27 protein-coding genes and 1 tRNA gene are annotated in these 23,482 nt (G+C 59.1%); 7 read left to right on the top strand and 21 right to left on the bottom strand.

Annotated elements, in window-relative coordinates; all coding sequences use genetic code 11:
- Positions 1-6: 6 nt before the first annotated feature.
- The 15 genes from ispG to trmJ all read right to left on the bottom strand — a co-directional run bounded on the left by ispG (position 7) and on the right by trmJ (position 11,999).
- Positions 7-1,116, bottom strand: a complete 1,110-nt coding sequence (ispG, locus tag AB7M25_RS24965; RefSeq protein WP_020795607.1) for a flavodoxin-dependent (E)-4-hydroxy-3-methylbut-2-enyl-diphosphate synthase — start codon at positions 1,114-1,116, stop codon at positions 7-9.
- A gap of 3 nt (positions 1,117-1,119) precedes the next feature.
- Complete coding sequence (locus AB7M25_RS24970) at positions 1,120-2,142, bottom strand: RodZ domain-containing protein (RefSeq protein WP_429385603.1); 1,023 nt, start codon at positions 2,140-2,142, stop codon at positions 1,120-1,122.
- The gene (pilW, locus tag AB7M25_RS24975) at positions 2,142-2,900 is read right to left on the bottom strand and encodes a type IV pilus biogenesis/stability protein PilW (RefSeq protein WP_429385601.1); all 759 of its coding nucleotides are present in this window, start codon (positions 2,898-2,900) and stop codon (positions 2,142-2,144) included. Before pilW ends, AB7M25_RS24970 begins: the two co-directional genes overlap by 1 nt.
- A 12-nt stretch (positions 2,901-2,912) precedes the next feature.
- Complete coding sequence (rlmN, locus tag AB7M25_RS24980; protein ID WP_015093627.1) at positions 2,913-4,061, bottom strand: 23S rRNA (adenine(2503)-C(2))-methyltransferase RlmN; 1,149 nt, start codon at positions 4,059-4,061, stop codon at positions 2,913-2,915.
- 28 nt (positions 4,062-4,089) lie between these two features.
- Positions 4,090-4,515 carry a nucleoside-diphosphate kinase gene (gene ndk, locus AB7M25_RS24985; RefSeq protein WP_007903599.1) on the bottom strand — a complete coding sequence of 142 codons (426 nt, stop codon included), beginning with the start codon at positions 4,513-4,515 and terminating at the stop codon, positions 4,090-4,092.
- 88 nt (positions 4,516-4,603) lie between these two features.
- Entirely contained in the window at positions 4,604-4,804 is a 201-nt protein-coding gene (iscX, locus tag AB7M25_RS24990; RefSeq protein ID WP_007973999.1) for a Fe-S cluster assembly protein IscX, read from the bottom strand.
- A 14-nt stretch (positions 4,805-4,818) separates the two neighbouring features.
- Positions 4,819-5,160, bottom strand: a complete 342-nt coding sequence (fdx, locus tag AB7M25_RS24995) for an ISC system 2Fe-2S type ferredoxin (protein WP_060543107.1) — start codon at positions 5,158-5,160, stop codon at positions 4,819-4,821.
- A 2-nt stretch (positions 5,161-5,162) separates the two neighbouring features.
- The gene (gene hscA / locus AB7M25_RS25000) at positions 5,163-7,025 is read right to left on the bottom strand and encodes a Fe-S protein assembly chaperone HscA (RefSeq protein WP_429385598.1); all 1,863 of its coding nucleotides are present in this window, start codon (positions 7,023-7,025) and stop codon (positions 5,163-5,165) included.
- 51 nt (positions 7,026-7,076) lie between these two features.
- On the bottom strand, positions 7,077-7,598 hold the full coding sequence (gene hscB, locus AB7M25_RS25005; RefSeq protein WP_007974002.1) for a co-chaperone HscB: 522 nt from the start codon (positions 7,596-7,598) through the stop codon (positions 7,077-7,079).
- Positions 7,599-7,606: 8 nt separating this feature from the next.
- Complete coding sequence (gene iscA, locus AB7M25_RS25010) at positions 7,607-7,930, bottom strand: iron-sulfur cluster assembly protein IscA (protein ID WP_007974004.1); 324 nt, start codon at positions 7,928-7,930, stop codon at positions 7,607-7,609.
- Between the two features lie 28 nt (positions 7,931-7,958).
- Positions 7,959-8,345 (bottom strand): Fe-S cluster assembly scaffold IscU, encoded by a 387-nt coding sequence (iscU, locus tag AB7M25_RS25015; protein WP_007974006.1) that lies wholly within the window; start codon positions 8,343-8,345, stop codon positions 7,959-7,961.
- Between the two features lie 83 nt (positions 8,346-8,428).
- Positions 8,429-9,643, bottom strand: a complete 1,215-nt coding sequence (locus tag AB7M25_RS25020; RefSeq protein ID WP_008057730.1) for an IscS subfamily cysteine desulfurase — start codon at positions 9,641-9,643, stop codon at positions 8,429-8,431.
- A gap of 50 nt (positions 9,644-9,693) precedes the next feature.
- Positions 9,694-10,185, bottom strand: coding sequence for a Fe-S cluster assembly transcriptional regulator IscR (gene iscR / locus AB7M25_RS25025; RefSeq protein WP_007974010.1), 492 nt, complete (start codon positions 10,183-10,185; stop codon positions 9,694-9,696).
- A gap of 264 nt (positions 10,186-10,449) precedes the next feature.
- Positions 10,450-11,226 (bottom strand): serine O-acetyltransferase, encoded by a 777-nt coding sequence (cysE, locus tag AB7M25_RS25030; RefSeq protein ID WP_310057123.1) that lies wholly within the window; start codon positions 11,224-11,226, stop codon positions 10,450-10,452.
- Positions 11,227-11,228: 2 nt separating this feature from the next.
- Complete coding sequence (gene trmJ, locus AB7M25_RS25035) at positions 11,229-11,999, bottom strand: tRNA (cytosine(32)/uridine(32)-2'-O)-methyltransferase TrmJ (RefSeq protein ID WP_429560271.1); 771 nt, start codon at positions 11,997-11,999, stop codon at positions 11,229-11,231.
- 146 nt (positions 12,000-12,145) lie between these two features.
- Here trmJ and suhB point away from each other — a divergent pair, with 146 nt between their 5' ends.
- On the top strand, positions 12,146-12,964 hold the full coding sequence (gene suhB, locus AB7M25_RS25040; protein ID WP_007974015.1) for a type III secretion system regulator SuhB: 819 nt from the start codon (positions 12,146-12,148) through the stop codon (positions 12,962-12,964).
- A gap of 320 nt (positions 12,965-13,284) precedes the next feature.
- Here suhB and AB7M25_RS25045 read toward each other — a convergent pair whose 3' ends face one another.
- From AB7M25_RS25045 to queA, 6 genes are all read right to left on the bottom strand, one after another.
- Positions 13,285-13,833: a glycine zipper 2TM domain-containing protein gene (locus AB7M25_RS25045; protein WP_104450787.1), complete on the bottom strand. Its 549-nt coding sequence runs from the start codon at positions 13,831-13,833 to the stop codon at positions 13,285-13,287.
- Between the two features lie 135 nt (positions 13,834-13,968).
- A complete protein-coding gene (gene secF, locus AB7M25_RS25050) occupies positions 13,969-14,883 on the bottom strand; it encodes a protein translocase subunit SecF (protein WP_007980597.1) in 915 nt (304 codons plus the stop codon).
- Between the two features lie 9 nt (positions 14,884-14,892).
- The gene (secD, locus tag AB7M25_RS25055) at positions 14,893-16,761 is read right to left on the bottom strand and encodes a protein translocase subunit SecD (RefSeq protein WP_007980595.1); all 1,869 of its coding nucleotides are present in this window, start codon (positions 16,759-16,761) and stop codon (positions 14,893-14,895) included.
- A gap of 64 nt (positions 16,762-16,825) precedes the next feature.
- Positions 16,826-17,161, bottom strand: a complete 336-nt coding sequence (gene yajC, locus AB7M25_RS25060) for a preprotein translocase subunit YajC (RefSeq protein ID WP_007956696.1) — start codon at positions 17,159-17,161, stop codon at positions 16,826-16,828.
- Between the two features lie 43 nt (positions 17,162-17,204).
- A complete protein-coding gene (gene tgt / locus AB7M25_RS25065) occupies positions 17,205-18,320 on the bottom strand; it encodes a tRNA guanosine(34) transglycosylase Tgt (RefSeq protein ID WP_162130301.1) in 1,116 nt (371 codons plus the stop codon).
- Between the two features lie 14 nt (positions 18,321-18,334).
- Positions 18,335-19,399, bottom strand: coding sequence for a tRNA preQ1(34) S-adenosylmethionine ribosyltransferase-isomerase QueA (gene queA, locus AB7M25_RS25070; protein ID WP_116581895.1), 1,065 nt, complete (start codon positions 19,397-19,399; stop codon positions 18,335-18,337).
- Positions 19,400-19,506: 107 nt separating this feature from the next.
- Here queA and AB7M25_RS25075 point away from each other — a divergent pair.
- The 6 genes from AB7M25_RS25075 (at position 19,507) to AB7M25_RS25100 (ending at position 23,405) form a co-directional block, all read left to right on the top strand.
- Positions 19,507-19,591 (top strand) — tRNA-Leu (locus AB7M25_RS25075).
- 164 nt (positions 19,592-19,755) lie between these two features.
- Positions 19,756-20,997, top strand: a complete 1,242-nt coding sequence (locus AB7M25_RS25080; RefSeq protein WP_454238111.1) for a tyrosine-type recombinase/integrase — start codon at positions 19,756-19,758, stop codon at positions 20,995-20,997.
- Between the two features lie 279 nt (positions 20,998-21,276).
- Positions 21,277-22,116, top strand: coding sequence for a hypothetical protein (locus AB7M25_RS25085; protein WP_454238112.1), 840 nt, complete (start codon positions 21,277-21,279; stop codon positions 22,114-22,116).
- Between the two features lie 100 nt (positions 22,117-22,216).
- Positions 22,217-22,498, top strand: a complete 282-nt coding sequence (locus tag AB7M25_RS25090; RefSeq protein WP_253562663.1) for a helix-turn-helix transcriptional regulator — start codon at positions 22,217-22,219, stop codon at positions 22,496-22,498.
- Positions 22,495-23,103, top strand: coding sequence for a hypothetical protein (locus AB7M25_RS25095; RefSeq protein WP_454238113.1), 609 nt, complete (start codon positions 22,495-22,497; stop codon positions 23,101-23,103). Before AB7M25_RS25090 ends, AB7M25_RS25095 begins: the two co-directional genes overlap by 4 nt.
- Entirely contained in the window at positions 23,100-23,405 is a 306-nt protein-coding gene (locus AB7M25_RS25100) for a hypothetical protein (RefSeq protein ID WP_454238114.1), read from the top strand. Before AB7M25_RS25095 ends, AB7M25_RS25100 begins: the two co-directional genes overlap by 4 nt.
- Positions 23,406-23,482: the final 77 nt, after the last annotated feature.

The following is a 23,482-nucleotide window of genomic DNA, read 5'->3' on the forward strand; positions in this document are numbered from 1 at the left end:
GTTCGATCAGCCACGCGCAATAACGGCAGCGTCAGCTTCGACCTTTTCGGCCGCTTTCTCGCGGATCAAGCGTTCAAGCTCATCCACCAGATTGTCATTCGTCAGTTTCTGCGACGGCTTGCCGTCGATGTAAATCAGGTTTGGCGTGCCGCCGGTCAAGCCGATATGGGCTTCCTTGGCTTCGCCCGGGCCGTTGACCACGCAACCGATGACCGCGACATCCAGCGGCACCAGCAAATCCTCGAGGCGCCCTTCCAGCTCGTTCATGGTCTTGACCACATCGAAGTTCTGCCGCGAGCAGCTCGGGCAGGCGATGAAGTTGATGCCACGGGAACGCAGGTGCAGGGATTTGAGAATGTCGTAGCCGACCTTCACTTCCTCGACCGGGTCGGCCGCCAACGAGATGCGGATAGTATCGCCAATCCCTTCGGCGAGCAGCATACCGAGGCCCACGGCGGATTTCACCGTGCCTGAACGCAAACCACCGGCTTCGGTGATGCCCAGGTGCAGTGGCTGGACGATTTCCTTGGCCAGCAGGCGGTACGCTTCGACGGCCATGAACACGTCAGAGGCTTTCACGCTGACCTTGAAGTCCTGGAAGTTCAGGCGCTCAAGGTGCTCGACGTGACGCAAGGCAGACTCGACCAGCGCAGCAGGCGTGGGCTCGCCGTATTTCTTTTGCAGGTCTTTTTCCAGGGACCCGGCGTTCACGCCGATACGGATCGGGATCCCGCGGTCACGGGCGGCATCGACCACTGCGCGCACGCGGTCTTCGCGACCGATGTTGCCCGGGTTGATCCGCAGGCAATCGACACCCAGTTCGGCGACGCGCAATGCGATGCGGTAGTCGAAGTGAATGTCGGCAACCAGGGGGACTTTGACCAGCTGCTTGATCTTGCCGAAGGCCTCGGCGGCGTCCATGTCCGGGACGGAAACCCGCACGATATCGACGCCGGCCGCTTCCAGGCGATTGATTTGCGCGACCGTGGCCGCGACATCGTTGGTGTCGCTGTTGGTCATGCTCTGCACAGCGATAGGCGCATCGCCGCCAACAGGCACGTTACCGACCCAGATCTTGCGGGATTCGCGACGTTTGATTGGAGATTCGCCGTGCATGACTTATTGACCCAACTTCAGGCGAGCAGTCTCGCCACTGGTGAACGGAGCGACATCGACTGGCTGGCCGTTGTAGCTGACCTGAGCGCCACGGGCAAAGCCCAGGCGTACGGAAAACGGTGGTTTGCCATTGACTGCCAGGCTGTCGCCTTTGCGTTTGAGACCGCTGAACAGTACCTTGCCGCTACCGTCGGTCACTTGTGTCCAGCAATCGGAGGTGAACTGCAGCTGAACCTGGCCTTGACCGGCCACAGGTGCGGCTGCGGTTGCCGCTGGAGCAGGAGCCGCAGCCGCTACCGGTGCAGTCACCGCAGGGACCGGGGCGGCAGGCGCTGCCGGAGCCGGAGTTGCCGGGGTCACCGGCGCTGCGACAACGGGCGCGGTAGAGTGCGCGGGTGTAGCTGGCGTGGCTGGCGCAGTCACTTGAGCCTGTTCCGGTGCTTCAGCCGGAGCCTCGGCCTGTGGCAATGCGAGAGCGGTTCCGCCTTCGGTCTGACCTTCCACGACGGCCTGGTCTTCCGGCTCGTCCAGCGGATGAATCTGTGTCGTACCGTCGGCGCCTTCGACTTCTACGTGCTCTGGTGCCAGACCGATCAGGTCCTTGGTGCGCATCGAGGTCTGATCCTGCCACCAGACGAAACCGCCACCGATCACCGCGACCAGCAACAGCAGGCTGACGATTCGCAAAATGGTGTGGGAAACCCGGACCGGCTCTTCGATACGACCCAGGCTGTGAACATTGCTGCCCTGGGAGTCGGTACCGGTGGATTGATCGAATTGCTGGACCAGAACGGCCTGGTCCATGCCGAGCAACTTGGCATAGGCGCGAATATAACCACGGGCAAAGGTATGCCCGGGCAGCTTGTCGAAAGCGCCGGCTTCCAGATTGCTCAAGGAAGTGGTGGTGAGGTTGAGCTTGAGGGCCACTTCGGCCAGCGACCAGCCATTGCTTTCGCGGGCCTGGCGCAAAGTCTCACCGGGGTTAACGCGATTCGCTGCTACAACTTCGGGATGCGCCGCTTTCATCATTGCTCCGACAGGTATTGCTGATATTCCGGCGTACCGGGATAGAGTCTTTTTAGTTGCAGGCCTTTACTTGCAGCCTTGTCGCGATCTTCGAACACGTTTGCCAGCCGAACGCCGAGCAATAGACTACGTGCATTTTGCTCGGAGAGCTGGCTGAAACGGTCGTAATAATCTCGCGCGGGCACATAATGCCTGTCTTCGTAAGACAACTCAGCCATTTCCAGCAATGCACGAGGTTGTTGCCGGTTCAGGCGCAGGGCTTTTTCCAGTTGCTGCTGGGCCAGATCACGCTGGCCGAGCATCGCAGCGGTCATGCCCAGGTTCTCGAACACCCGCGAACGTTCAGGATACAGCGTATCGGCAGCGGCTTGTTCAAAGCGCTCGTAGGCGTCCTTGTAACGTTTCTGCTCGAAAAGAAAACCGCCGTAATTATTGAGGATTCGTGCGTCGCCAGGACGGGAAGACAGTGCCTTGCGAAAATGCTCGTCGGCCAGTTCCGGCTCCATCTCGGCCTGGAACACCAGCCCCAGCGCCGCGTTGGCATCCGGGTCGGAGCCATCGAGCTCCAGGGCTTTTCTCAGCGGAACCTTGGCGCGCTCGGTCATGCCTTGTTGCAAATACCCGATACCGAGCTGCACGTATGCCTCACGCGCTTCATCACGGCCCTTGCTGGTCTTCATCGGGTTGTAATCACCCGAAAGCACGCAGCCAGCACACAGGCTGGCCAACAGCAAAAGCAGCGCAAAGCGCAGGGACATAGAGATCCTCTCTTAATTGTTGTTCGCAGTGCTCGAAGCAACATCGCTGTCGGCGTTCAATTCACGCACGGCGATATAACGTTCGCTGCGACGGGTGCGATCCAGCACCTGCCCTACCAATTGACCACAGGCGGCGTCGATGTCTTCACCACGGGTGGTGCGGACGGTGACGTTGAAACCGGCATGATGAAGCTGATCCTGGAAACGACGAATGGCGTTGTTGCTCGGACGCTCGTACCCGGAATGCGGGAACGGGTTGAACGGGATCAGGTTGATCTTGCACGGGATGTTCTTGAGCAGCTCGATCATTTCCACGGCGTGCTCAAGCTTGTCGTTGACGTCCTTGAGCAAGGTGTACTCGATGGTCAGCACACGCTTTTCGCCCAGGGACGACATGTAGCGCTGGCACGACTCGAGCAGCATCTTAAGCGGATACTTCTTGTTGATCGGCACCAATTGGTTACGCAATGCGTCATTCGGTGCGTGCAAGGACAACGCCAGGGAGACGTCGATGTGCTTGGAGAGCTCATCGATCATCGGTACCACGCCGGAGGTCGACAGGGTCACGCGGCGCTTGGAAATGCCGTAGCCCAGGTCGTCCATCATCAGATGCATGGCCGCGACGACGTTGTCGAAGTTCAGCAGCGGCTCACCCATGCCCATCATCACCACGTTGGTGATGGCACGGTCGACGGTTGCCGGGACGCTGCCAAAGGATTTGTTGGCAATCCACACCTGGCCGATGACTTCGGCGGCGGTGAGGTTGCTGTTGAAGCCTTGCTTGCCGGTGGAGCAGAAACTGCAATCCAGGGCACAGCCTGCCTGGGACGAAACGCACAAGGTGCCGCGCTTGCCCTGGGGAATGTACACGGTCTCGACGCAGCTGCCGGACGCCACGCGCACCACCCACTTGCGGGTGCCGTCGCTGGAGATGTCCTCGCTGACCACTTCCGGACCACGGACCTCAGCAACAGCCTTGAGCTTTTCGCGCAAGGCCTTGCTGACGTTCGTCATGGCATCGAAATCATCGACACCAAAGTGGTGAATCCATTTCATTACCTGACCGGCACGGAAACGCTTCTCCCCGATTGAGTCGAAGAATTTTTCCATTTCCTGTTGAGTCAGACCCAGCAGGTTAGTTTTTACAGTCGATGTAGTCATGGATTCACCTTCACTCTTAAGCCAATGCTTAGCGAGTGGTTACTTCAGTAGCTGCGAAGAAGTACGAGATTTCGCGAGCGGCAGCGGCTTCGGAGTCCGAACCGTGTACGGCGTTGGCGTCGATGGAGTCAGCGAAGTCAGCACGGATGGTGCCGGCAGCAGCTTCTTTAGGGTTGGTAGCGCCCATCAGCTCACGGTTCAGAGCGATAGCGTTTTCGCCTTCCAGAACCTGAACGACAACCGGACCGGAGATCATGAAAGCAACCAGGTCGTTGAAGAAACCACGAGCGCTGTGCTCAGCGTAGAAGCCTTCGGCTTCAGCTTTGGACAGTTGCTTCAGTTTCGAAGCTACAACGCGCAGGCCGGCTTTTTCGAAACGAGTGGTGATCTCGCCGATCACGTTTTTAGCAACGGCGTCAGGCTTGATGATGGAGAAAGTACGTTGAACAGCCATGGTGTAACTCCAGAAACGGTAATTTACGAAAAATTAAACCCGCGAATTATACGCGGGTTCTCGGGTATTGCCTAACCTGCGGCGTGGCTCAGTCGCGTTCTTCGATCCAGTGGGCCTGAATGGCCTCCAGGATCTTTTCGCCACAATGCTCAGGCATATCGTCGAAATCGGGCAATTCCATTACCCATTTACGCAGATCGACGAAGTTGACCGACATAGGGTCCACGTCGGGCTTGCTTTCAGCCAGCTGGATCGCGATCTCCAGCACATCAGTCCACTTGAGTTTCATGACAATTCCTTGAATCAGTGCGGCGCTTCGGCGGCGTGGTTGAGCGAGTACTTCGGAATTTCGACCGTCAGGTCTTCGGTTCCGACCTTGGCCTGGCAGCCCAGGCGGGACTCGCGCTCAAGGCCCCAGGCCTTATCAAGGTAGTCTTCTTCCAGCTCGTCGGCCTCTTCCAGCGAGTCGAAACCCTCGCGGATGATGCAGTGGCAGGTGGTGCAGGCGCACACGCCGCCACAGGCGCTTTCCATCTCGATGTGGTGCTCATGGGCCAGCTCGAGGATGGAGGTACCGGTCTCAGCCTCTACAACCATGCCTTCGGGGCAAAACTTCTCGTGTGGCAGAAAAATGACCTGCGGCATCGTTATTCCTCAATCTCATTCAGGTTGCGCCCCGCCAGCGCGGCTTTCACCGTCGAGTCCAGGCGGCGGGCAGCAAAGGCGTCGGTCACTTGCGACAGACGCTTGGTCTGCTGCTCGATGGCGTAACCATCGGTACCTTTCATCAGTTCGGTCAATTCCTGCACCTGCAGGTCGATGACCAGGCGCTCTTCGGCGTCGAGCAAACGCTCGCCATCAGCCTCCAGAGCGGCCTGCACGGCCTCGATCAGGCGCTGGGCGTCGACCTGCTGCTCGCGCAGTACACGGGCAACCTTGTCGTCATTGGCGTGCTGGAACGAGTCCTTGAGCATTTTGGCGATTTCGCCGTCGGTCAGGCCGTAGGACGGCTTGACCTGAATGCTGGCCTCGACGCCCGAACCCAGTTCGCGAGCGGAAACACTGAGCAGACCGTCGGCATCGACCTGGAAGGTCACGCGAATCTTCGCCGCACCCGCCACCATTGCCGGAATGCCACGCAACTCGAAGCGCGCCAGGGAGCGGCAGTCGCTGATCAGCTCGCGCTCGCCCTGCAACACATGGATCGCCATGGCCGACTGGCCATCTTTATACGTGGTGAAGTCCTGGGCACGAGCGACGGGGATGGTGGTGTTGCGCGGAATCACCTTCTCCATCAGGCCGCCCATGGTTTCCAGGCCCAGGGACAGCGGAATCACGTCGAGCAGAAGCAGTTCGCCACCATCGCGCTTGTTACCGGCCAGGGTATCAGCCTGGATCGCAGCACCAATGGCGACCACTTGATCCGGGTCGATTTCAGTCAGGGGCTGGCGACCGAACGCTTCGGCGACGGCTTCGCGAACGCGGGGTACGCGAGTCGAACCACCGACCATGACCACGGCGTGCACGTCTTCCAGCTCGATACCGGAATCCCGTACCGCACGACGGCAGGCTTTGAGGCTGCGCGCGACCATCGGCTCAATCAGCGCATTGAAGGCGTCACGGGTCAGCTCGGCTTTCCAGTCGCCATAGGCAACCTCAACGGCCGCCGCATTGGTCAGGGCTTCCTTGGCGGCACAGGCGGTTTGCAGCAGGTTGCGCTGCGCACCTGGATCGAGGTCGGCGGACAGACCGGCGCTCTCGATGATCCAGCCAGCGATTGCGTGGTCGAAGTCATCGCCGCCCAGGGCGCTGTCGCCGCCGGTGGCCAGGACTTCGAAGACACCGCCGGTCAGGCGCAGAATCGAAATATCGAAGGTGCCGCCGCCCAGGTCGTAAATGGCGACCAGGCCTTCGGCATGCTGATCCAGACCATAGGCCACAGCGGCTGCGGTCGGCTCATTGAGCAAGCGCAGCACATTCAGGCCGGCCAGCTTGGCCGCATCCTTGGTGGCTTGACGTTGAGCGTCATCGAAATAGGCCGGAACGGTGATCACCGCACCCACCAGCTCACCGCCCAGGGTCGCTTCGGCGCGCTGGCGCAGGACCTTGAGGATATCGGCGGACACTTCGACCGGGCTTTTCGGGCCCTGGATGGTGTCGATGAACGGCATGTGCGACTCGCCGCCGACAAAGCGGTAGGGCAGTTGCTCACCCAATTGCTTGACGTCGGACAGACCGCGACCCATCAAGCGCTTGACCGACAGCACGGTGTTCAAGGGATCGGTGGCGGCGGCCAGCTTGGCGGATTCGCCAACCTCGACGCGATCGGCGTGATAGCGCACGGCAGACGGCAGGATGACCCGCCCTTGCGCGTCAGCCAGAGGCTCGGAAAGTCCACTGCGCAATGCAGCGACCAGCGAATTGGTAGTGCCCAAGTCGATCCCCACAGCCAGACGACGCTGGTGCGGTTGAGGACTTTGGCCGGGTTCGGCGATCTGCAGTAGGGCCATCGTTATCAGGACTTATCTGTATATCAGGCGTGCGACCGGAGCGGCACTGGGTTAATCGTCGAGGCGCTCTTCCAGCTGGCGCACTTCGTAGGTGAGCTTGTCGAGGAACTGCATGCGCCGCATCAGGCGTTCGGCCCGTTCACGTTGCGCGGCATCGTTCCAGCAAGCTGCGAAGCTTTGGTTCAGTTCATCCTGGGCAGCCTTCAGGCGACGCTTGAAGACGGCAACGCCATTGAGGTCGGCGCTGTCCTGCAGGTCTTCGAGCTCTTCACGCAACTCCATCTGCTGCAAAAGGAACTCCGGATCATGCACCGTGACCTCCAGCGGCAGCTCGCCACCATTCAAGGCGAGCAGGTAACGCGCGCGCTTGGGTGGACTCTTGAGCGTCTGGTAGGCCTCGTTGAGGCTCGCGGATTGCTCCAGCGCCAGCCGCTGCTCGCGCTCGGAAGCGTCTGCAAAGCGGTCCGGATGAACGCCGCGCGCCAACTCACGGTAGCGCGTAGCCAGCTGATCGAGGTCCAGATCGAAACTCGGTTGCAGCTCGAATAAAGCGAAATGACAAGGAGTACCCACGACAAGCCTCAGATGTTGAAGCTTTCGCCGCAGCCACATTCACCGCGCACGTTGGGGTTGTTGAACTTGAAGCCTTCGTTCAACCCTTCCTTGACGAAATCGAGTTCGGTGCCGTCCAGGTAGGCCAGGCTTTTCGGGTCGATGATCACTTTTTCGCCGTGACTTTCGAACACCTGGTCCTCAGCAACCACCTCGTCGACAAACTCCAGCACGTAGGCAAGGCCGGAACAGCCCGTGGTGCGAACACCCAGACGAATCCCTTCACCCTTGCCGCGCCCGTCGAGGGAGCGTCGCACGTGCTTGGCCGCCGCTTCTGTCATGCTGATAGCCATCGTTGACTCCTTACTCGTCGCCAAATGCTTAGATCAAGCCTTTCTTCTGCTTGTAGTCGCGAACAGCCGCCTTGATGGCGTCCTCAGCGAGTACCGAGCAGTGGATTTTCACTGGCGGCAGGGCCAGTTCTTCAGCCAGCTGGGTGTTCTTGATGGTTTCCGCTTCGTCCAGGGTCTTGCCCTTCATCCACTCGGTGGCGAGGGAGCTGGAAGCGATAGCCGAACCGCAGCCGTAGGTCTTGAACTTGGCATCTTCGATGATGCCGGCGTCGTTGACCTTGATCTGCAGGCGCATCACGTCGCCGCACGCCGGAGCACCGACCATGCCGGTGCCGACATCAGGATCTTCCGCGTCCATCTTGCCGACGTTGCGCGGGTTTTCGTAGTGGTCGATGACCTTTTCGCTGTAAGCCATGATTCTTAATCCTCACTCATCAGAGAGTCGCTCTTTGAGCCCCGCTACCGAAGTTCGCGGGGCCGGTTCGCGGCGACTTGAAATCAGTGTGCCGCCCACTCGATTTTCGAAATGTCGACACCGTCTTTGTACATATCCCACAGCGGCGACAGAGCGCGCAGCTTGGTTACGGCCTCGCAGACTTTCTGCGCGGCGTAGTCGATTTCTTCTTCGGTGGTGAAACGGCCGAAGGTGAAGCGGATCGAGCTGTGAGCCAGTTCGTCGTTGCGGCCCAGGGCGCGCAGCACGTACGAAGGCTCAAGGGATGCCGAGGTGCAGGCCGAACCGGACGAAACCGCCAGATCCTTGAGCGCCATGATCAGCGACTCGCCTTCAACGTAGTTGAAGCTCAGGTTCAGGTTGTGCGGAACGCGGGCGGTCAGGCTGCCGTTGACGTACAGCTCTTCCAGGTGCTCGACCTGCTTGTAGAAACGGTCGCTCAGGGCCTTGATGCGCACGTTCTCGGCAGCCATGTCTTCCTTGGCCACACGGAACGCTTCGCCCATGCCGACGATCTGGTGGGTCGCCAGGGTGCCGGAACGCATGCCACGCTCGTGGCCGCCACCGTGCATGGTCGCTTCGATACGTACGCGCGGCTTGCGGCTTACGTACAGGGCGCCAATGCCTTTAGGACCGTAGGTCTTGTGGGCGGAGAACGACATCATGTCGACTTTCAGCTTCTGCAGGTCGATCTCGACCTTGCCGGTGGACTGAGCCGCGTCGACGTGGAACAGGATGCCCTTGGAACGGAGCAGTTCGCCGATCGCTGCGATGTCGTTGATGGTGCCGATTTCGTTGTTCACGTGCATGACCGACACCAGGATGGTGTCGTCGCGCAGTTCGGCTTCGATCATCTCCGGGGTCACCAGGCCGTCAGTGCGAGGCTCGATGTAGGTCACTTCGAAACCTTCACGCTCCAGTTGGCGCATGGTGTCCAGGACAGCCTTGTGCTCGATCTTGGTGGTGATCAGGTGCTTGCCTTTGGTGGCGTAGAAATGTGCCGCACCCTTGATTGCCAGGTTGTCGGATTCGGTGGCACCGGAGGTCCAGACGATTTCGCGCGGGTCGGCATTGACCAGGTCGGCCACCTGACGACGGGCGTTTTCAACGGACTCTTCAGCTTTCCAGCCGAACACGTGGGAACGGGACGCCGGGTTACCGAAGTTTCCGTCGACCAGCAGGCATTCACTCATCTTTTGCGCGACACGCGGATCAACCGGGGTGGTCGCAGAGTAATCAAGGTAAATCGGCAATTTCATGGACTATCTCCTAAATCAGGCTGGCTGGCGTGCCGCTAGCTCTTTGGCTGTCATTCGACGGCGGACGCTTCAATCTTGTCCAGGCGTGGCACCTTGCTGTTGCAACGGCGCTGGTCCTGACGCTGGGCTACTTCTTGCACCTCACGGCGAGTCACAAGGTCAGCCAAGCTGATACCGCTCAGAAATTCGTGAATCTGCAGGCTCAGGTCGCACCACAAGTGGTGGGTCAGACAGGTGTCGCCTTGATGGCAATCACCCTGGCCCTGGCATTTGGTGGCATCGACCGATTCGTTCACCGCATCGATCACCTGGGCGACCTGGATGCCCTGCATGTCGCGGGACAATTGGTAGCCACCGCCCGGACCACGCACGCTGGACACCAGATTGCTGCGGCGCAATTTGGCAAAAAGCTGTTCGAGGTAGGACAGGGAGATGCCTTGGCGCTCGGAGATATCGGCCAGGGACACGGGCCCGTGCTGCGCGTGCAACGCCAGGTCAAGCATGGCGGTCACGGCGTATCGGCCTTTTGTAGTCAGTCGCATGGACAATTACCACGGAGTTCGGAATGAGGCGAGTATGCAATTCCCGAGTATTTAAGTCAACTATAAGACCTAGTACTTTAGTCAGGTTTACCCGCAAAAGAGCGGCCGCATCATAGCAAAGGCTGGGCGCAAACAGCCAGCGGTACCGCGTTATCGTTCATCGCGGGCAAGCCCGCTCCCACAAAGTCCCGGGTGAAGCACAGAATGTGTGAACACCAAGAATCCCTGTGGGAGCGGGCTTGCCCGCGATGAAGTCGACTCGCTTCAGCTGGCCTGACTCTGATCCTTGTCCTTCACACAGGCGAAGTCTTCTTCGCGCAGTTCAGGTAGATCTTTCGCACAGTAATTACTGCCCAGATCCTTCAACGCCCCGCACATCCCCTCCAGACGCCCATCGACCGCCTGCAGGTGGTCGAGCAACTGGTTGATGGCCCGAGCCACCGGGTCAGGCATGTCTTCAGTCACGCCGTAGGCATCAAAACCGATCTTCTCGGCCATGGCCTTGCGCCTGGCATCCTGCTCTTCGTCGGATTTGACGATGATCCGCCCCGGAATCCCGACCACGGTCGCCCCCGGCGGCACCTCCTTGGTCACGACAGCATTGGAACCCACCTTGGCACCGGCACCGACAGTGAACGGGCCGAGCACCTTCGCGCCCGCCCCGACCACGACGCCATCACCCAGGGTCGGATGACGCTTGCCCTTGTTCCAGCTGGTGCCGCCCAGGGTCACGCCCTGGTAAATAGTGACGTCGTCGCCGATCTCGGCGGTTTCACCGATGACGATGCCCATGCCATGGTCGATGAAGAAACGTCGACCGACCTTGGCCCCCGGATGGATCTCGATCCCGGTCAGCCAGCGACCGAAGTTCGACACCAGCCGCGCCAGCCACTTCAGGTCCGCGCGCCACAGCATCGCCGACAAACGGTGAATCCAGATGGCGTGCATGCCGGGGTAGCAGGTCAGGACTTCAAAAGCGTTACGCGCCGCCGGGTCTCGATGGAATACGCTCTGGATATCTTCACGCAAACGCTCAAACATCATTAATCCTTCCGCTTTAGAAGCTCACCACGGGCCGCTTTCTGGGTTTCCGTGAGGATGCCACGCAAAATATTCATTTCCGCCCGGCTGACCGAGCTGCGTCCGTACAACCGGCGCAGGCGCGCCATCAAGTGCCGCGGCTTTTCCGGATCGAGGAACTCGATGGCCACCAGGGTTTGCTCCAGGTGTTCATAGAATCGCTCCAGCTCGTCCATGGTCGCGAGCTCAGCGCTCTTGACCGAAGCCACCTCTTCCTTCTCGACCTTGCTTGGCTGGCCTTGGGCCGCCAGCCAGGACATGCGCACTTCATAGCTCAACACCTGCACCGCCGCCCCAAGGTTCAGCGAACTGAACTCAGGGTCGGATGGGATGTGCACGTGATAATGACATCGCTGCAGCTCTTCGTTGGTCAGGCCGGAATCTTCACGACCGAACACCAGGGCGATTTGCGCGCCCTGCCCGGCCTCCTCGACCACCTTCGTTCCGCATTCGCGGGGATCGAGCAGCGGCCAGGGAATGCGCCGGTCGCGGGCACTGGTACCCAGCACCAGATTGCAGCCGACCAGGGCATCTTCCAAGGTGGCGACGACTTGCGCGTTTTCAAGGATGTCACCGGCACCGGAAGCACGGGCGTCGGCTTCGTGATGCGGGAACTGACGAGGCTCGACCAGCACCAGCCGCGACAAGCCCATGTTCTTCATGGCACGCGCAGCCCCGCCGATATTGCCCGGATGGCTGGTATTGACCAAGACGACACGAATGTTATGCAGCAAGGGAGGCGCTCTCGAACACGATAATCGGGAGCGGAATCTTACAGCTGAAGCTACCGTTAAGCCATGAAAGCGAACGTCGTCCTTCTCCTGTAGAAACTTTCTGATAGAATGCCCGGCTTTCTTTAACAACCTTAGGTGACACATCCATGCAGCCCATGCTGAATATCGCGCTGCGCGCCGCCCGCAGCGCCAGTGAATTGATCTTCCGCTCCATCGAGCGCCTGGATACCATCAAGGTCGACGAAAAAGACGCCAAGGATTACGTATCCGAGGTGGATCGCGCCGCTGAACAGAAAATCATCGACGCCCTGCGCAAGGCGTACCCGAATCACTCGATCTTGGGTGAAGAGACCGGCATGCACGCCGGCACCGGCATCGAAGGCGAAGAGTACCTGTGGATCATCGATCCACTGGACGGCACCACCAACTTCCTGCGCGGCATTCCTCACTTCGCTGTCAGCATTGCCTGCAAATACCGCGGTCGCCTGGAGCACGCAGTGGTTCTGGACCCGGTTCGCCAGGAAGAATTCACCGCCAGCCGTGGTCGCGGCGCTCAACTGAACGGTCGTCGCCTGCGCGTCAGCGGTCGCACCAGCCTGGACGGCGCCCTGCTGGGTACCGGCTTCCCGTTCCGTGACGAGCAGATGGACAACCTCGACAACTACCTGGGCATGTTCCGCGCCCTGGTTGGCCAGACGGCCGGCATCCGCCGCGCAGGTTCTGCGAGCCTGGACCTGGCCTACGTGGCTGCCGGCCGTTTCGACGCCTTCTGGGAGTCGGGCCTGTCCGAGTGGGACATGGCGGCAGGCGCCCTGCTGATCCAGGAAGCAGGCGGCCTGGTGAGCGACTTCACCGGCGGTCACGACTTCCTCGAGAAAGGCCACGTCGTTGCCGGCAACACCAAATGCTTCAAGGCAGTTTTGACGGCGATCCAGCCGCACCTGCCGGCCTCGCTGAAGCGCTAAGCTTCCCGCGACAGAAAAAGCACCCTTCGGGGTGCTTTTTTTATGCCCGGAATTTGCCCCACCATCTGTAGAAGACGGCTTGCTGGCGATCCGACCTGACATTCACCATTGATGTCGACTGTTAGACCGCTACGCCAGCATCCACCTCTGTAGGAGCCGGCTTGCTGGCGATCCGATCTGACATTCACCATTGATGTCGACTGTCAGACCGCTATCGCCAGCAAGCCGGCTCCTACAAGGGGGATTGGTGTCGATGCAGAATTTGCGGGCACAAAAAAAGCACCCCGCAGGGTGCTTCTTTTTTATCCGGTTTCAGCAGATCACTGACCCTGCTGATTCTCCGACAGGATCAACTTGCCTTCCTTATCCACCGGAATCTGGTTGCCCGGATCACGATCCATGCGCACCTTGCCTTCCTTGCCGTCCAGCGAATACCGCACGTCGTAACCTACAACCTTGTCACTGATGTCGTTGACCGTGTTGCAGCGGGTCTGGGTCGTGGTGTAGGTATCACGCTCCTGCATGCCTTCCTGCACCTTGTTGCCGGCATAACCGCCACCGACAGCACCCGCGACCGTGGCGATCTTCTTGCCGGTGCCGCCACCGATCTGGTTACCCAGCAAACCACCTGCCAATGCACCGACCACCGTACCGGCGATCTGATGTTGATCTTTCACCGGCGCCTGCCGGGTGACCGTTACATCCTTGCACACTTCACGTGGAGTCTTGATTTGTGTCTTGACCGGCTCAACGGCGAGTACTTGTGCGAACTCAGGACCGCTTTTAACCAGGCTGTAGGTGGCCACAGCGCCCCCGGCAGTCACACCGACAGCACCCAGTACAGCACCAACCAGCATCGACTTGTTCACATGAACCTCCTGGACCATCACATGCGGAACGTGTCCGCGCTTCTCCCAGCCTTGGAGCACAAAAAAAGGCGCGAGTTCAACTCGCGCCTTTTTTGGACTACACCGATGGAGGACTGCTCTGGGTTAGAAAGCCCCTCAAGGACGGTCGTCGACTTCCTTCTCGGTATTGGCAGGAGGAATCAGGTCTTCCGTGCTCAGGTTCAGCCAGATCAGCACCACGTTCGCGATGTAGATCGACGAGTAAGTACCCGCCAGAACACCGATGAACAGGGCGATGGAGAAACCGAACAGGTTGTCGCCGCCGAAGAACAGCAGGGCCGCGATCGCCAGCAAGGTAGAGATCGACGTCGCCATGGTCCGCAGCAGGGTTTGCGTGGTCGAGATGTTGATGTTCTCGATCAGGCTGGCCTTGCGCAGGACGCGGAAGTTCTCACGAACCCGGTCGAATACCACGATGGTGTCGTTGAGCGAGTAACCGATGATCGCCAGTACCGCCGCCAGCACCGTCAGGTCGAAGGTGATCTGGAAGAACGACAGGATACCGATGGTCACGATCACGTCGTGGATCAAGGACACGATCGCACCGACCGCGAACTTCCACTGAAAACGGAACGCCAGGTAGATCAGGATGCCGCCCAGCGCCATCAGCATGCCGAGGCCGCCCTGGTCGCGCAGTTCTTCACCCACCTGCGGGCCGACGAACTCGACGCGCTTGACCGTCGCCGGGTTCTCGCCGCCGACCTTCTGCAAGGCCTCGGCCACCTGGTGACCCAGTTGCGGGTCTTCGCCCGGCATGCGCACCAGCAGATCGGTGGTCGCACCGAAGTTCTGCACGATGGCTTCGTGATAACCCGCGGTCACCAGCTGCTCACGCACCTTGGTGACATCGGCCGGACGCTCGTAGGTCAGCTCGATGAGCGTACCGCCGGTGAAGTCCAGGCCCCAGTTCATGCCCTTGTGGAAGACACTGAACAAGGCCAGTGCGGTAAGGAACAATGTGACGCCGAACGCAAAGTTGCGAACGCCCATGAAGTTGATTGTACGTAACATGGCAGCCCCTTAAATCCACAACTTCTTGAAGTCACGACCGCCGAAGATCAGGTTGACCATCGCGCGGGTCACCATGATGGCCGTGAACATCGAGGTAAAGATCCCGAGGGACATGGTCACTGCGAAGCCCTTGACCGGGCCGGTGCCCATGGCAAAGAGGATGCCGCCGACCAGCAAGGTGGTCAGGTTGGCGTCGAGAATCGCGGTGAATGCCCGGCCGAAGCCTTCGTTGATTGCGCGCTGCACGGTCATGCCGGCGGCGATCTCTTCACGGATCCGCGAGAAGATCAGCACGTTGGCGTCGACCGCCATACCCATGGTCAACACGATACCGGCGATACCCGGCAGGGTCAGCGTTGCACCCAGCAGCGACATCAGCGCCAGCAGCATCACCATGTTCACCGCCAGAGCGACGGTGGCAATCAGGCCGAAGAAACGGTAGATCGCCATGATGAACAGCGAGACGAACAGCATGCCCCACAGCGACGCATCGATACCCTTGGTGATGTTGTCGGCACCCAGGCTTGGACCAATGGTGCGTTCTTCAGCAAAGTACATCGGTGCCGCCAGACCACCGGCACGCAGCAGCAGCGCCAGCTCGGACGACTCGCCCTGGCCGTTCAGGCCGGTAATACGGAACTGGGCACCCAGCGGCGACTGGATGGTCGCCAGGCTGATGATCTTCTTCTCTTCCTTGAAGCTCTGCACCGCTACGTCTTTCTCGACGCCGTTGACCACTTGCTTGGTGTAAGTGGTGACCGGACGCTGCTCGATGAAGATCACCGCCATGCTGCGACCGACGTTCGAACGGGTCGCACGGCTCATCAGCTCGCCGCCGTGGCCGTCCAGACGAATGTTCACTTCCGGCGTACCGTGCTCGCCGAAACCAGCCTTGGCGTCAGTCACCTGGTCACCGGTGATGATCAGGCCACGCTCGATCAGCGCAGGAGGACGCTTGCCCTCACGGAACTCGAAGGACTCGGAAGTGGCTTTCGAAGCACCCGGCTCAGCGGCCAGACGGAACTCGAGGTTGGCCGTCTTGCCGAGGATACGCTTGGCTTCGGCGGTGTCCTGCACGCCCGGCAGCTCAACCACGATGCGGTTGGCGCCCTGGCGCTGGACGATCGGTTCAGCAACACCCAGCTCGTTGACGCGGTTACGTACCGTGGTCAAGTTCTGCTTGATGGAGTATTCGCGGATTTCCGCCAGCTTGGCCGGGGTCATCGCCAGACGCAGCACCGGTTGACCATTGAGGTCGGCCGGAACAATGTCGAAATCGTTGAAGTTCTTGCGGATCAGCACACGGGCCTGTTCACGGCTGTCTTCATCAGCGAAGCCCAGCTGGATGGCACCATTGAGTTGCGGCAGGCTGCGATAGCGCAGCTTTTCTTTACGCAGCAGGCTCTTTACATCGCCTTCGTAGACTTTCAGACGCGCGTCGAGGGCTTTGTCCATGTCCACTTCCAGCAGGAAGTGCACACCACCGGACAAGTCCAGACCCAGCTTCATCGGGTGCGCCGCGAGGTTGCGCAGCCATTGCGGGGTGGTTTGTGCCAGGTTCAGCGCGACGACGTAGTCATCACCCAACGCCTTGCGCACAACGTCCTTGGCCGGCAGCTGGTCTTCAGCCTTGGTCAGGCGAATCAGCCCGCCCTTGCCGTTGGCGGCCAGGGTGGCAGCCTTGACGTTGATCCCGGATTCCTTGAGCGCCGTGCTTACACGATCCAGATCAGCCTGATTGACCTGCAGCGCAGTGCTTGCACCGCTGACCTGAATGGCCGGGTCATCAGGGTAAAGATTGGGAGCGGAATAAATCAGACCGACCGCCAGCACCGCCAGGATCAGAATGTATTTCCACAGAGGATATTTGTTCAGCATCACGCCGCCCGTTTATGACGCGGGGCGCCTTGCGCGCCCCGTCGATTGAAGATGAAGTTGAAACTTAGATCGCTTTGAGCGTGCCTTTTGGCAGCGTTGCAGCGATGGCACCTTTCTGGAATTTCATTTCGACGGTGTCGGAAACTTCCAGAACGACGAAATCGTCGGCCACTTTAGTGATCTTGCCGGCGATGCCGCCGGTGGTCACAACTTCGTCACCCTTTTGCAGGCTGCTCAGCAGGTTTTTCTGCTCTTTGGCGCGCTTGGCCTGTGGACGCCAGATCATCAGGTAGAAGATGACCAGGAAGCCGACCAGGAAAATCCACTCGAAACCGCCGCCCATAGGGGCTGCCGCAGGTGCTGCAGCGTCTGCCATGGCATTAGAGATAAAAAAGCTCATTTAGCACTCCAGTTGCAAATGTTGAATCTTGGGGTCAGAAAACTCAGTCCAAAGGCGGAACAGGTAACCCGCGTTTGGCGTAGAAGGCATCGACAAAGGCGGCCAATGTACCCTGTTGAATAGCCTCGCGCAAACCAGCCATAAGCACTTGATAATGACGCAAGTTATGGATGGTATTGAGCATGCTTCCCAGCATTTCGCCGCACTTGTCCAGGTGATGCAGATAAGCGCGGGAGAAGTTCTGGCAGGTATAGCAATCGCAGGTCGGATCGAGCGGCGAATCATCATGGCGATGGAACGCGTTTCGGATCTTCAGCACGCCGGTATCAATGAACAGATGCCCATTGCGGGCATTACGGGTTGGCATCACGCAATCGAACATGTCCACACCGCGGCGCACACCCTCAACCAAGTCTTCCGGTTTGCCAACGCCCATAAGGTAACGAGGTTTGTCAGCCGGCATCATGCCCGGCAGGTAATCCAGCACCTTGATCATCTCGTGCTTGGGCTCGCCCACCGACAGGCCGCCGATGGCCAGGCCATCGAAGCCGATCTTGTCCAGGCCCTCCAGGGAGCGCATGCGCAGGTCCTGGTGCATGCCGCCCTGTACGATGCCGAACAGCGCCGCCGTGTTGTCGCCATGGGCTTCTTTCGAACGCTTGGCCCAACGCAGGGACAATTCCATGGAAATACGGGCGACGTCTTCATCAGCCGGGTACGGCGTGCATTCGTCGAAAATCATCACGATGTCCGAGCCCAGGTCACGCTGGACCTGCATCGACTCTTCCGGGCCCATGAACACCTTGGCGCCGTCGACCGGGGAGGCAAAAGTCACGCCCTCCTCCTTGATCTTGCGCATGGCGCCCAGGCTGAACACCTGGAAACCACCGGAGTCGGTCAGGATCGGGCCTTTCCACTGCATGAAATCGTGCAGGTCGCCGTGCTTCTTGATCACTTCCGTGCCCGGGCGCAGCCACAGGTGAAAGGTGTTGCCCAGAATGATTTCAGCGCCAGTCGCCTCGATATCCCGTGGCAGCATGCCCTTGACCGTGCCGTAGGTGCCCACCGGCATGAAGGCCGGGGTCTCGACGGTACCGCGCGGGAAGGTCAAACGACCGCGACGAGCCTTGCCATCAGTGGCCAACAGCTCGAAAGACATACGACAGGTGCGACTCATACTGTTTCCTCTGGGCCCGATTCTTTAGGGGCAGTCGGCGCAGGATTACGCGTGATGAACATCGCATCACCGTAGCTGAAAAAGCGGTAACCGTTGTCGACCGCAGCCTTATAGGCCGCCATGGTCTCGGGATAACCGGCGAACGCCGAAACCAGCATCAACAGCGTGGATTCGGGCAAATGGAAGTTGGTGACCAGGGCATCGACCACATGAAACGGCCGGCCAGGGTAAATGAAAATGTCTGTATCGCCGCTGAACGGCTTGAGCACGCCATCGCGCGCCGCACTTTCCAGCGAGCGCACACTGGTGGTCCCCACCGCCACCACACGACCACCGCGCGCGCGGCAGGCGGCAACGGCATCGACCACGTCCTGGCCGACTTCCAGCCATTCACTGTGCATGTGGTGGTCTTCGATCTTCTCGACCCGCACCGGCTGGAACGTACCCGCGCCAACGTGCAGGGTCACGAACGCCGTCTCGACGCCCTTGGCGGCAATCGCCTCCATCAGCACCTGATCGAAATGCAGCCCCGCCGTCGGCGCCGCCACCGCGCCCAAACGCTCGGCGTAGACGGTCTGGTAACGCTCACGGTCGGCGCCTTCATCCGGGCGGTCTATATAAGGAGGCAACGGCATGTGCCCGACACGGTCGAGCAGCGGCAACACCTCTTCAGCAAACCCCAGCTCGAACAACGCATCGTGCCGCGCCAGCATCTCGGCCTCGCCACCGCCGTCGATGAGGATCTTCGACCCCGGCTTCGGTGACTTGCTGGACCGCACATGAGCCAGCACGCGATGACTGTCGAGCACCCGCTCCACCAGGATTTCCAGCTTGCCGCCGGAAGCCTTCTGGCCAAACAGCCGCGCCGGAATCACCCGGGTATTGTTGAACACCATCAAATCGCCAGGGCGCAAATGCTCCAGCAAATCAGTGAATTGACGGTGTGCCAGGGCGCCGCTGACCCCATCCAGGGTCAACAGACGACTATTGCGACGCTCGGCCAGAGGATGGCGGGCAATCAGCGAATCAGGGAGCTCGAAAGTAAAGTCAGCAACGCGCATGATGGGGTTCGTCTAGCAGGGCCGGGAAGTCTAGCGGAATTATCAAAAATTCTCCATGTACCTGATTGACCAGCGGTTATCTCATCTCTATACTTCGCCGCCATTGAGCCCTGATGGCGGAATTGGTAGACGCGGCGGATTCAAAATCCGTTTTCGAAAGGAGTGGGAGTTCGAGTCTCCCTCGGGGCACCACATAGCAGTATCTGAGAGTCTCTACCAGCCTCTCAGACCCAGAGAAACCGGCCACTTGGCCGGTTTTTTTGTGCCTGTCTGTCTACCCCTGTCTCCCCTTATCCGTTGTATCCCTGTATCCCTGCTTGTATCCTGAGAAAAATACCGAACTTTGGGATACAAGGATGAAGCGCGCAGACATCAAGCGCCGCCCTCTCGCTGACACGACACTTGCGGGATTGGAGCCGGAATCAAAGGAATACCGGGAGCTGGACGGAAACGGCCTCTACTTCAGGGTCAAACCTGATGGTGGTAAATCCTGGCAGCTCCGCTACAAACGTCCGGCGGGCAATTGGGCTTGGATGGGGCTTGGGGGTTACCCGGAAGTAAGTGGTGCACTGGCACGAGACAAAGCTGCTGAACTGCGCAAAGTAGTGAGTAGTGGTGCCGATCCTCTCCTGCAAAAGCGATCTGCGAAAGCTGCAATCGATGCAGCTAAAACTCGAACCTTCCGAGCGGCTGCCGACGCCTGGCTAAAGGCGAAAGAAGAAAAGGGTCTAGTCCCTTCCACCCTCAATAAGATCCGGACGTACCTCGACAAGGACATCCTCCCAGCGCTAGGGGACAAACCTCTCGACGAAATTACCCGCACAGATTGCGCAGATCTCCAAGCATCCATAGAAGCGAGAGACGCTCACAACGTAGCGGAAAAGTGTCGCACCTGGATCAATCAGATCTTCGGTCGAGCCATTGGATTAGGCTTGACCGAAAATGACCCAGGAAGCCGTCTTCGCGATATCGCTGCCCAAGCACCTAAAACTCAACAACATCCTCACTTGCTGGAACCTGAACTGGGCGATTTTCTGACCGCATTGAAGAACACCCCCAGTCGGCTGACGGCCCGAACTGCAGCATGGCTCTGCATATGGACGGCCTCGAGACCGGGCATGGTTCGCTTAGCTGAATGGAAAGAGTTCGACCTCGATAGAGCAATATGGACGACACCTGCCGCTAAGATGAAGATGCGCAGGGATTTCGTATGTCCACTCCCCAAGCAAGCGCTATTCGCCCTGAAAGAACTACAAGCTCTCACCGGGCGCAGTCGATGGTTGTTTCCCGGCGTCGGTGCTAAGAATCCAACCATTAGTGAAAACACTATCAACAAAGTCTTCGCGACGATTGGTTACAAAGGCCGGTTGGTAGGTCACGGTACTCGCCATACCGCAAGCACCCTGCTCAGGGAACATGGCTGGCCGAAAGAGCATGTCGAAGCTCAGCTTGCTCACAAGGAAGAGGGAATCTCTGGGATATACAACAAGGCCCAATACTTTGAGCACCGAGTGAAGATGATGCAGTGGTATGCGGATCACCTTGATTCATTAGCAAACGGAAACGTTATGAAGGGACAGTTTGGAAAGGCAGTATGAGTACCTCCATCCAGCCCCCCTCCAAAATCCATGTTACGGGTGTTACTCGTGTAACGGCCTTTGCAAAACACCTAGATTCATTGGCTTTCGCACCCGTTACACATCTGCGCCACTTTCCGTACACACGATGTAACGCAGCCCAAATGTGTAACGCTAGACCAAACCCTAGCTTGCTGCGGGCCGAGGTCCGGCTCACATTGAAAAAGCACGATTCTCGCTGGTTACGCCCGCAAAACGCAGGGCGTGGGATAGCGCATTACACGTTGAGAGCTTTTGGCGATGATTGATCACCACCCCATCTTGCACTCAGCGCTAACCTCTGGCCTGATCCAGTATCTCTCAGGGCAACCGCTCTACGAGTTCTGCAATGAACAGCTCGCAGATGTATGTGAACTGATCAATCAGTGTTGCGCGCGCATTCAGACCGGTGACATCAACGGCGATCTCAGCAGCATGTGCATCCAGACAACGATGCACGAAGAGGCAATTTTTCAATACGCCTCAACCGACAACAGAGCCCATCTTGCACATTGGGTTCGCCAATACAGCAAGTGTTACTCGGCGTCGGAGCGCGAGGCGCATGCGGCCTACATCATGGCTTGCGCAGTGAAGGCGCTGGGGGCTTTGGCCGACTGGATGCGTGACACCGACCAGGAGGCTTGGTCGCATGTTGATGAACCTCCGATCGACTTGCCGTGGGATTTGTATTGCCAGTTTGTAGAGATGCAGGTCGATCGCAATGAACGTATCCAGGCACTCGATCAGTATGTTCTTTATCTGGAGCCCATCATTTCCCTGCCTTGCTTGAACAGTGACGAGCTGCTCCCCATCGCTGACAGGGCGATGAAGAATGCCATCCGCACTAAAGGCGGCATCATCAGCGGCATGGAACGTAACCAGGACATCAGCGCCCGCGACACTGCAATCATTAGGCAAGGCCGCCACTACTTGGCGAGCGGAATGCCACGAAGGAACGTCGCAACGGCGGTGCAGGCTTGGCTAGAACGAGAGGTCGCTAAACCACCCAACCAGCGCGCCGAGTGGATCACCCTCGAAACCGAAAAGGCGCTGACTCGCAAAAGCGTGGAAAGCATTCTCAAACGGAATTTTGTGCTGTAGCTGAAATTTCAATGGAATTTCAATTGGAAGTGAACTGCTCACCGCCGACTAATCTTTAGACCATTGCTCTCGTAGTCCAAACCAATCGAGAGCAATACCTATGAATACCTCTGTCACCGATTTTTCCCGCAAGACACCCGCAAACTCCCCTTCACTTTTTGATGCCGCTTCGACCTTGATCCGCATGCGAGAGGTGGAGGGCATCGTGGGCATGAAGCGTTCAACCATCTACAAGCTGATGCAGCGCACCGACTGCGGTTTCCCCCAGCCCGTCAAACTGAGCAACAGCAACGCTCGCGGCGCTCCTGTGGCTTGGGTTCTTTCTGAAGTTCAAGCGTGGGCACGCAGCCGCATCGAGGCGCGTGATCAGGTGGCCGCATGAAGCGCAATTACAACCCGTTCAAGGGTCCTTTTCATGACATCTACGCCATCGGCTTCCGTCTCTATCTCCCTGGCGCAATCAACTGGCGGCACCGCACCATCGCGGGCGTAAGCTGGAACGGAAATGATCAGGAAGCATTCTTTTTCAGTCCTGATGGCCTCGCCCTACCGCTGAAAGCCAATCCGTGGGAACTGTCAGAGCTGATCCGTCGAAACGCGGTGCGCAGGGAGTTTTCCAGCGTTCATGGCACCGGTCATTTCGCGATGAAAGCGGGTCGTCTGACCTCGCTCAAATCTCTCGGCATGACCGACTGGGTCACCTATTGGTTGGTTGATCAGTCGGGTGGATACGCAAACGATCCCGCGGTGTGGCAACGCATTACCGAACAAGATCTCACGGTGGAAAAGACGGCTAGCGAGCGCGCTCACCACGACATGCGCTTGACCTCCGATCTGAACGGTTATGTTGAAGAGTGCGTGGCGCAACGCCGCGAACAGATGGCCGTAGAGCACGGTCGTCGGTGTGCCGAGGACAGCAAAATCCTGGCTTGGCTTAAAGGCGAAACACCGCCCCCGCTGTTCGCCAATGCGCAGGAGGCTGCATGAGCCACAGAACCGCAAATAACGCCTTGATGCATCCGTTTACGGTGTTGCGCCGGATCGGATTTTCGCCTCGGGTCATGCAACGCCTTGAGCGCTATCGCAGCCAGCAGGACAAACAAGGCCGTGTGATCGGCGTACTCAGTTGGGCCGACGGCACCTGGTGCGCGCTCTCTCTCCACTGCGAAAAGACCGGCGCCGTGGTCGTTGACGAGGGCCAACAAACGCACGCCTACGAAGACGCCCGTACCATGCTCAGCAGCGGATTCCTGCCCCTGCTCTCCCTGCGCTGGGAAGCCCATGCCTGAAACGAAAACGCCTCCGGGGGCGATCCGGAGGCGTTGAGGTAAATCTACATGCCCGAACAATTTATGCCGCACCTGAA

Source organism: Pseudomonas sp. AP3_22 TE3818, assembly GCF_053628995.1.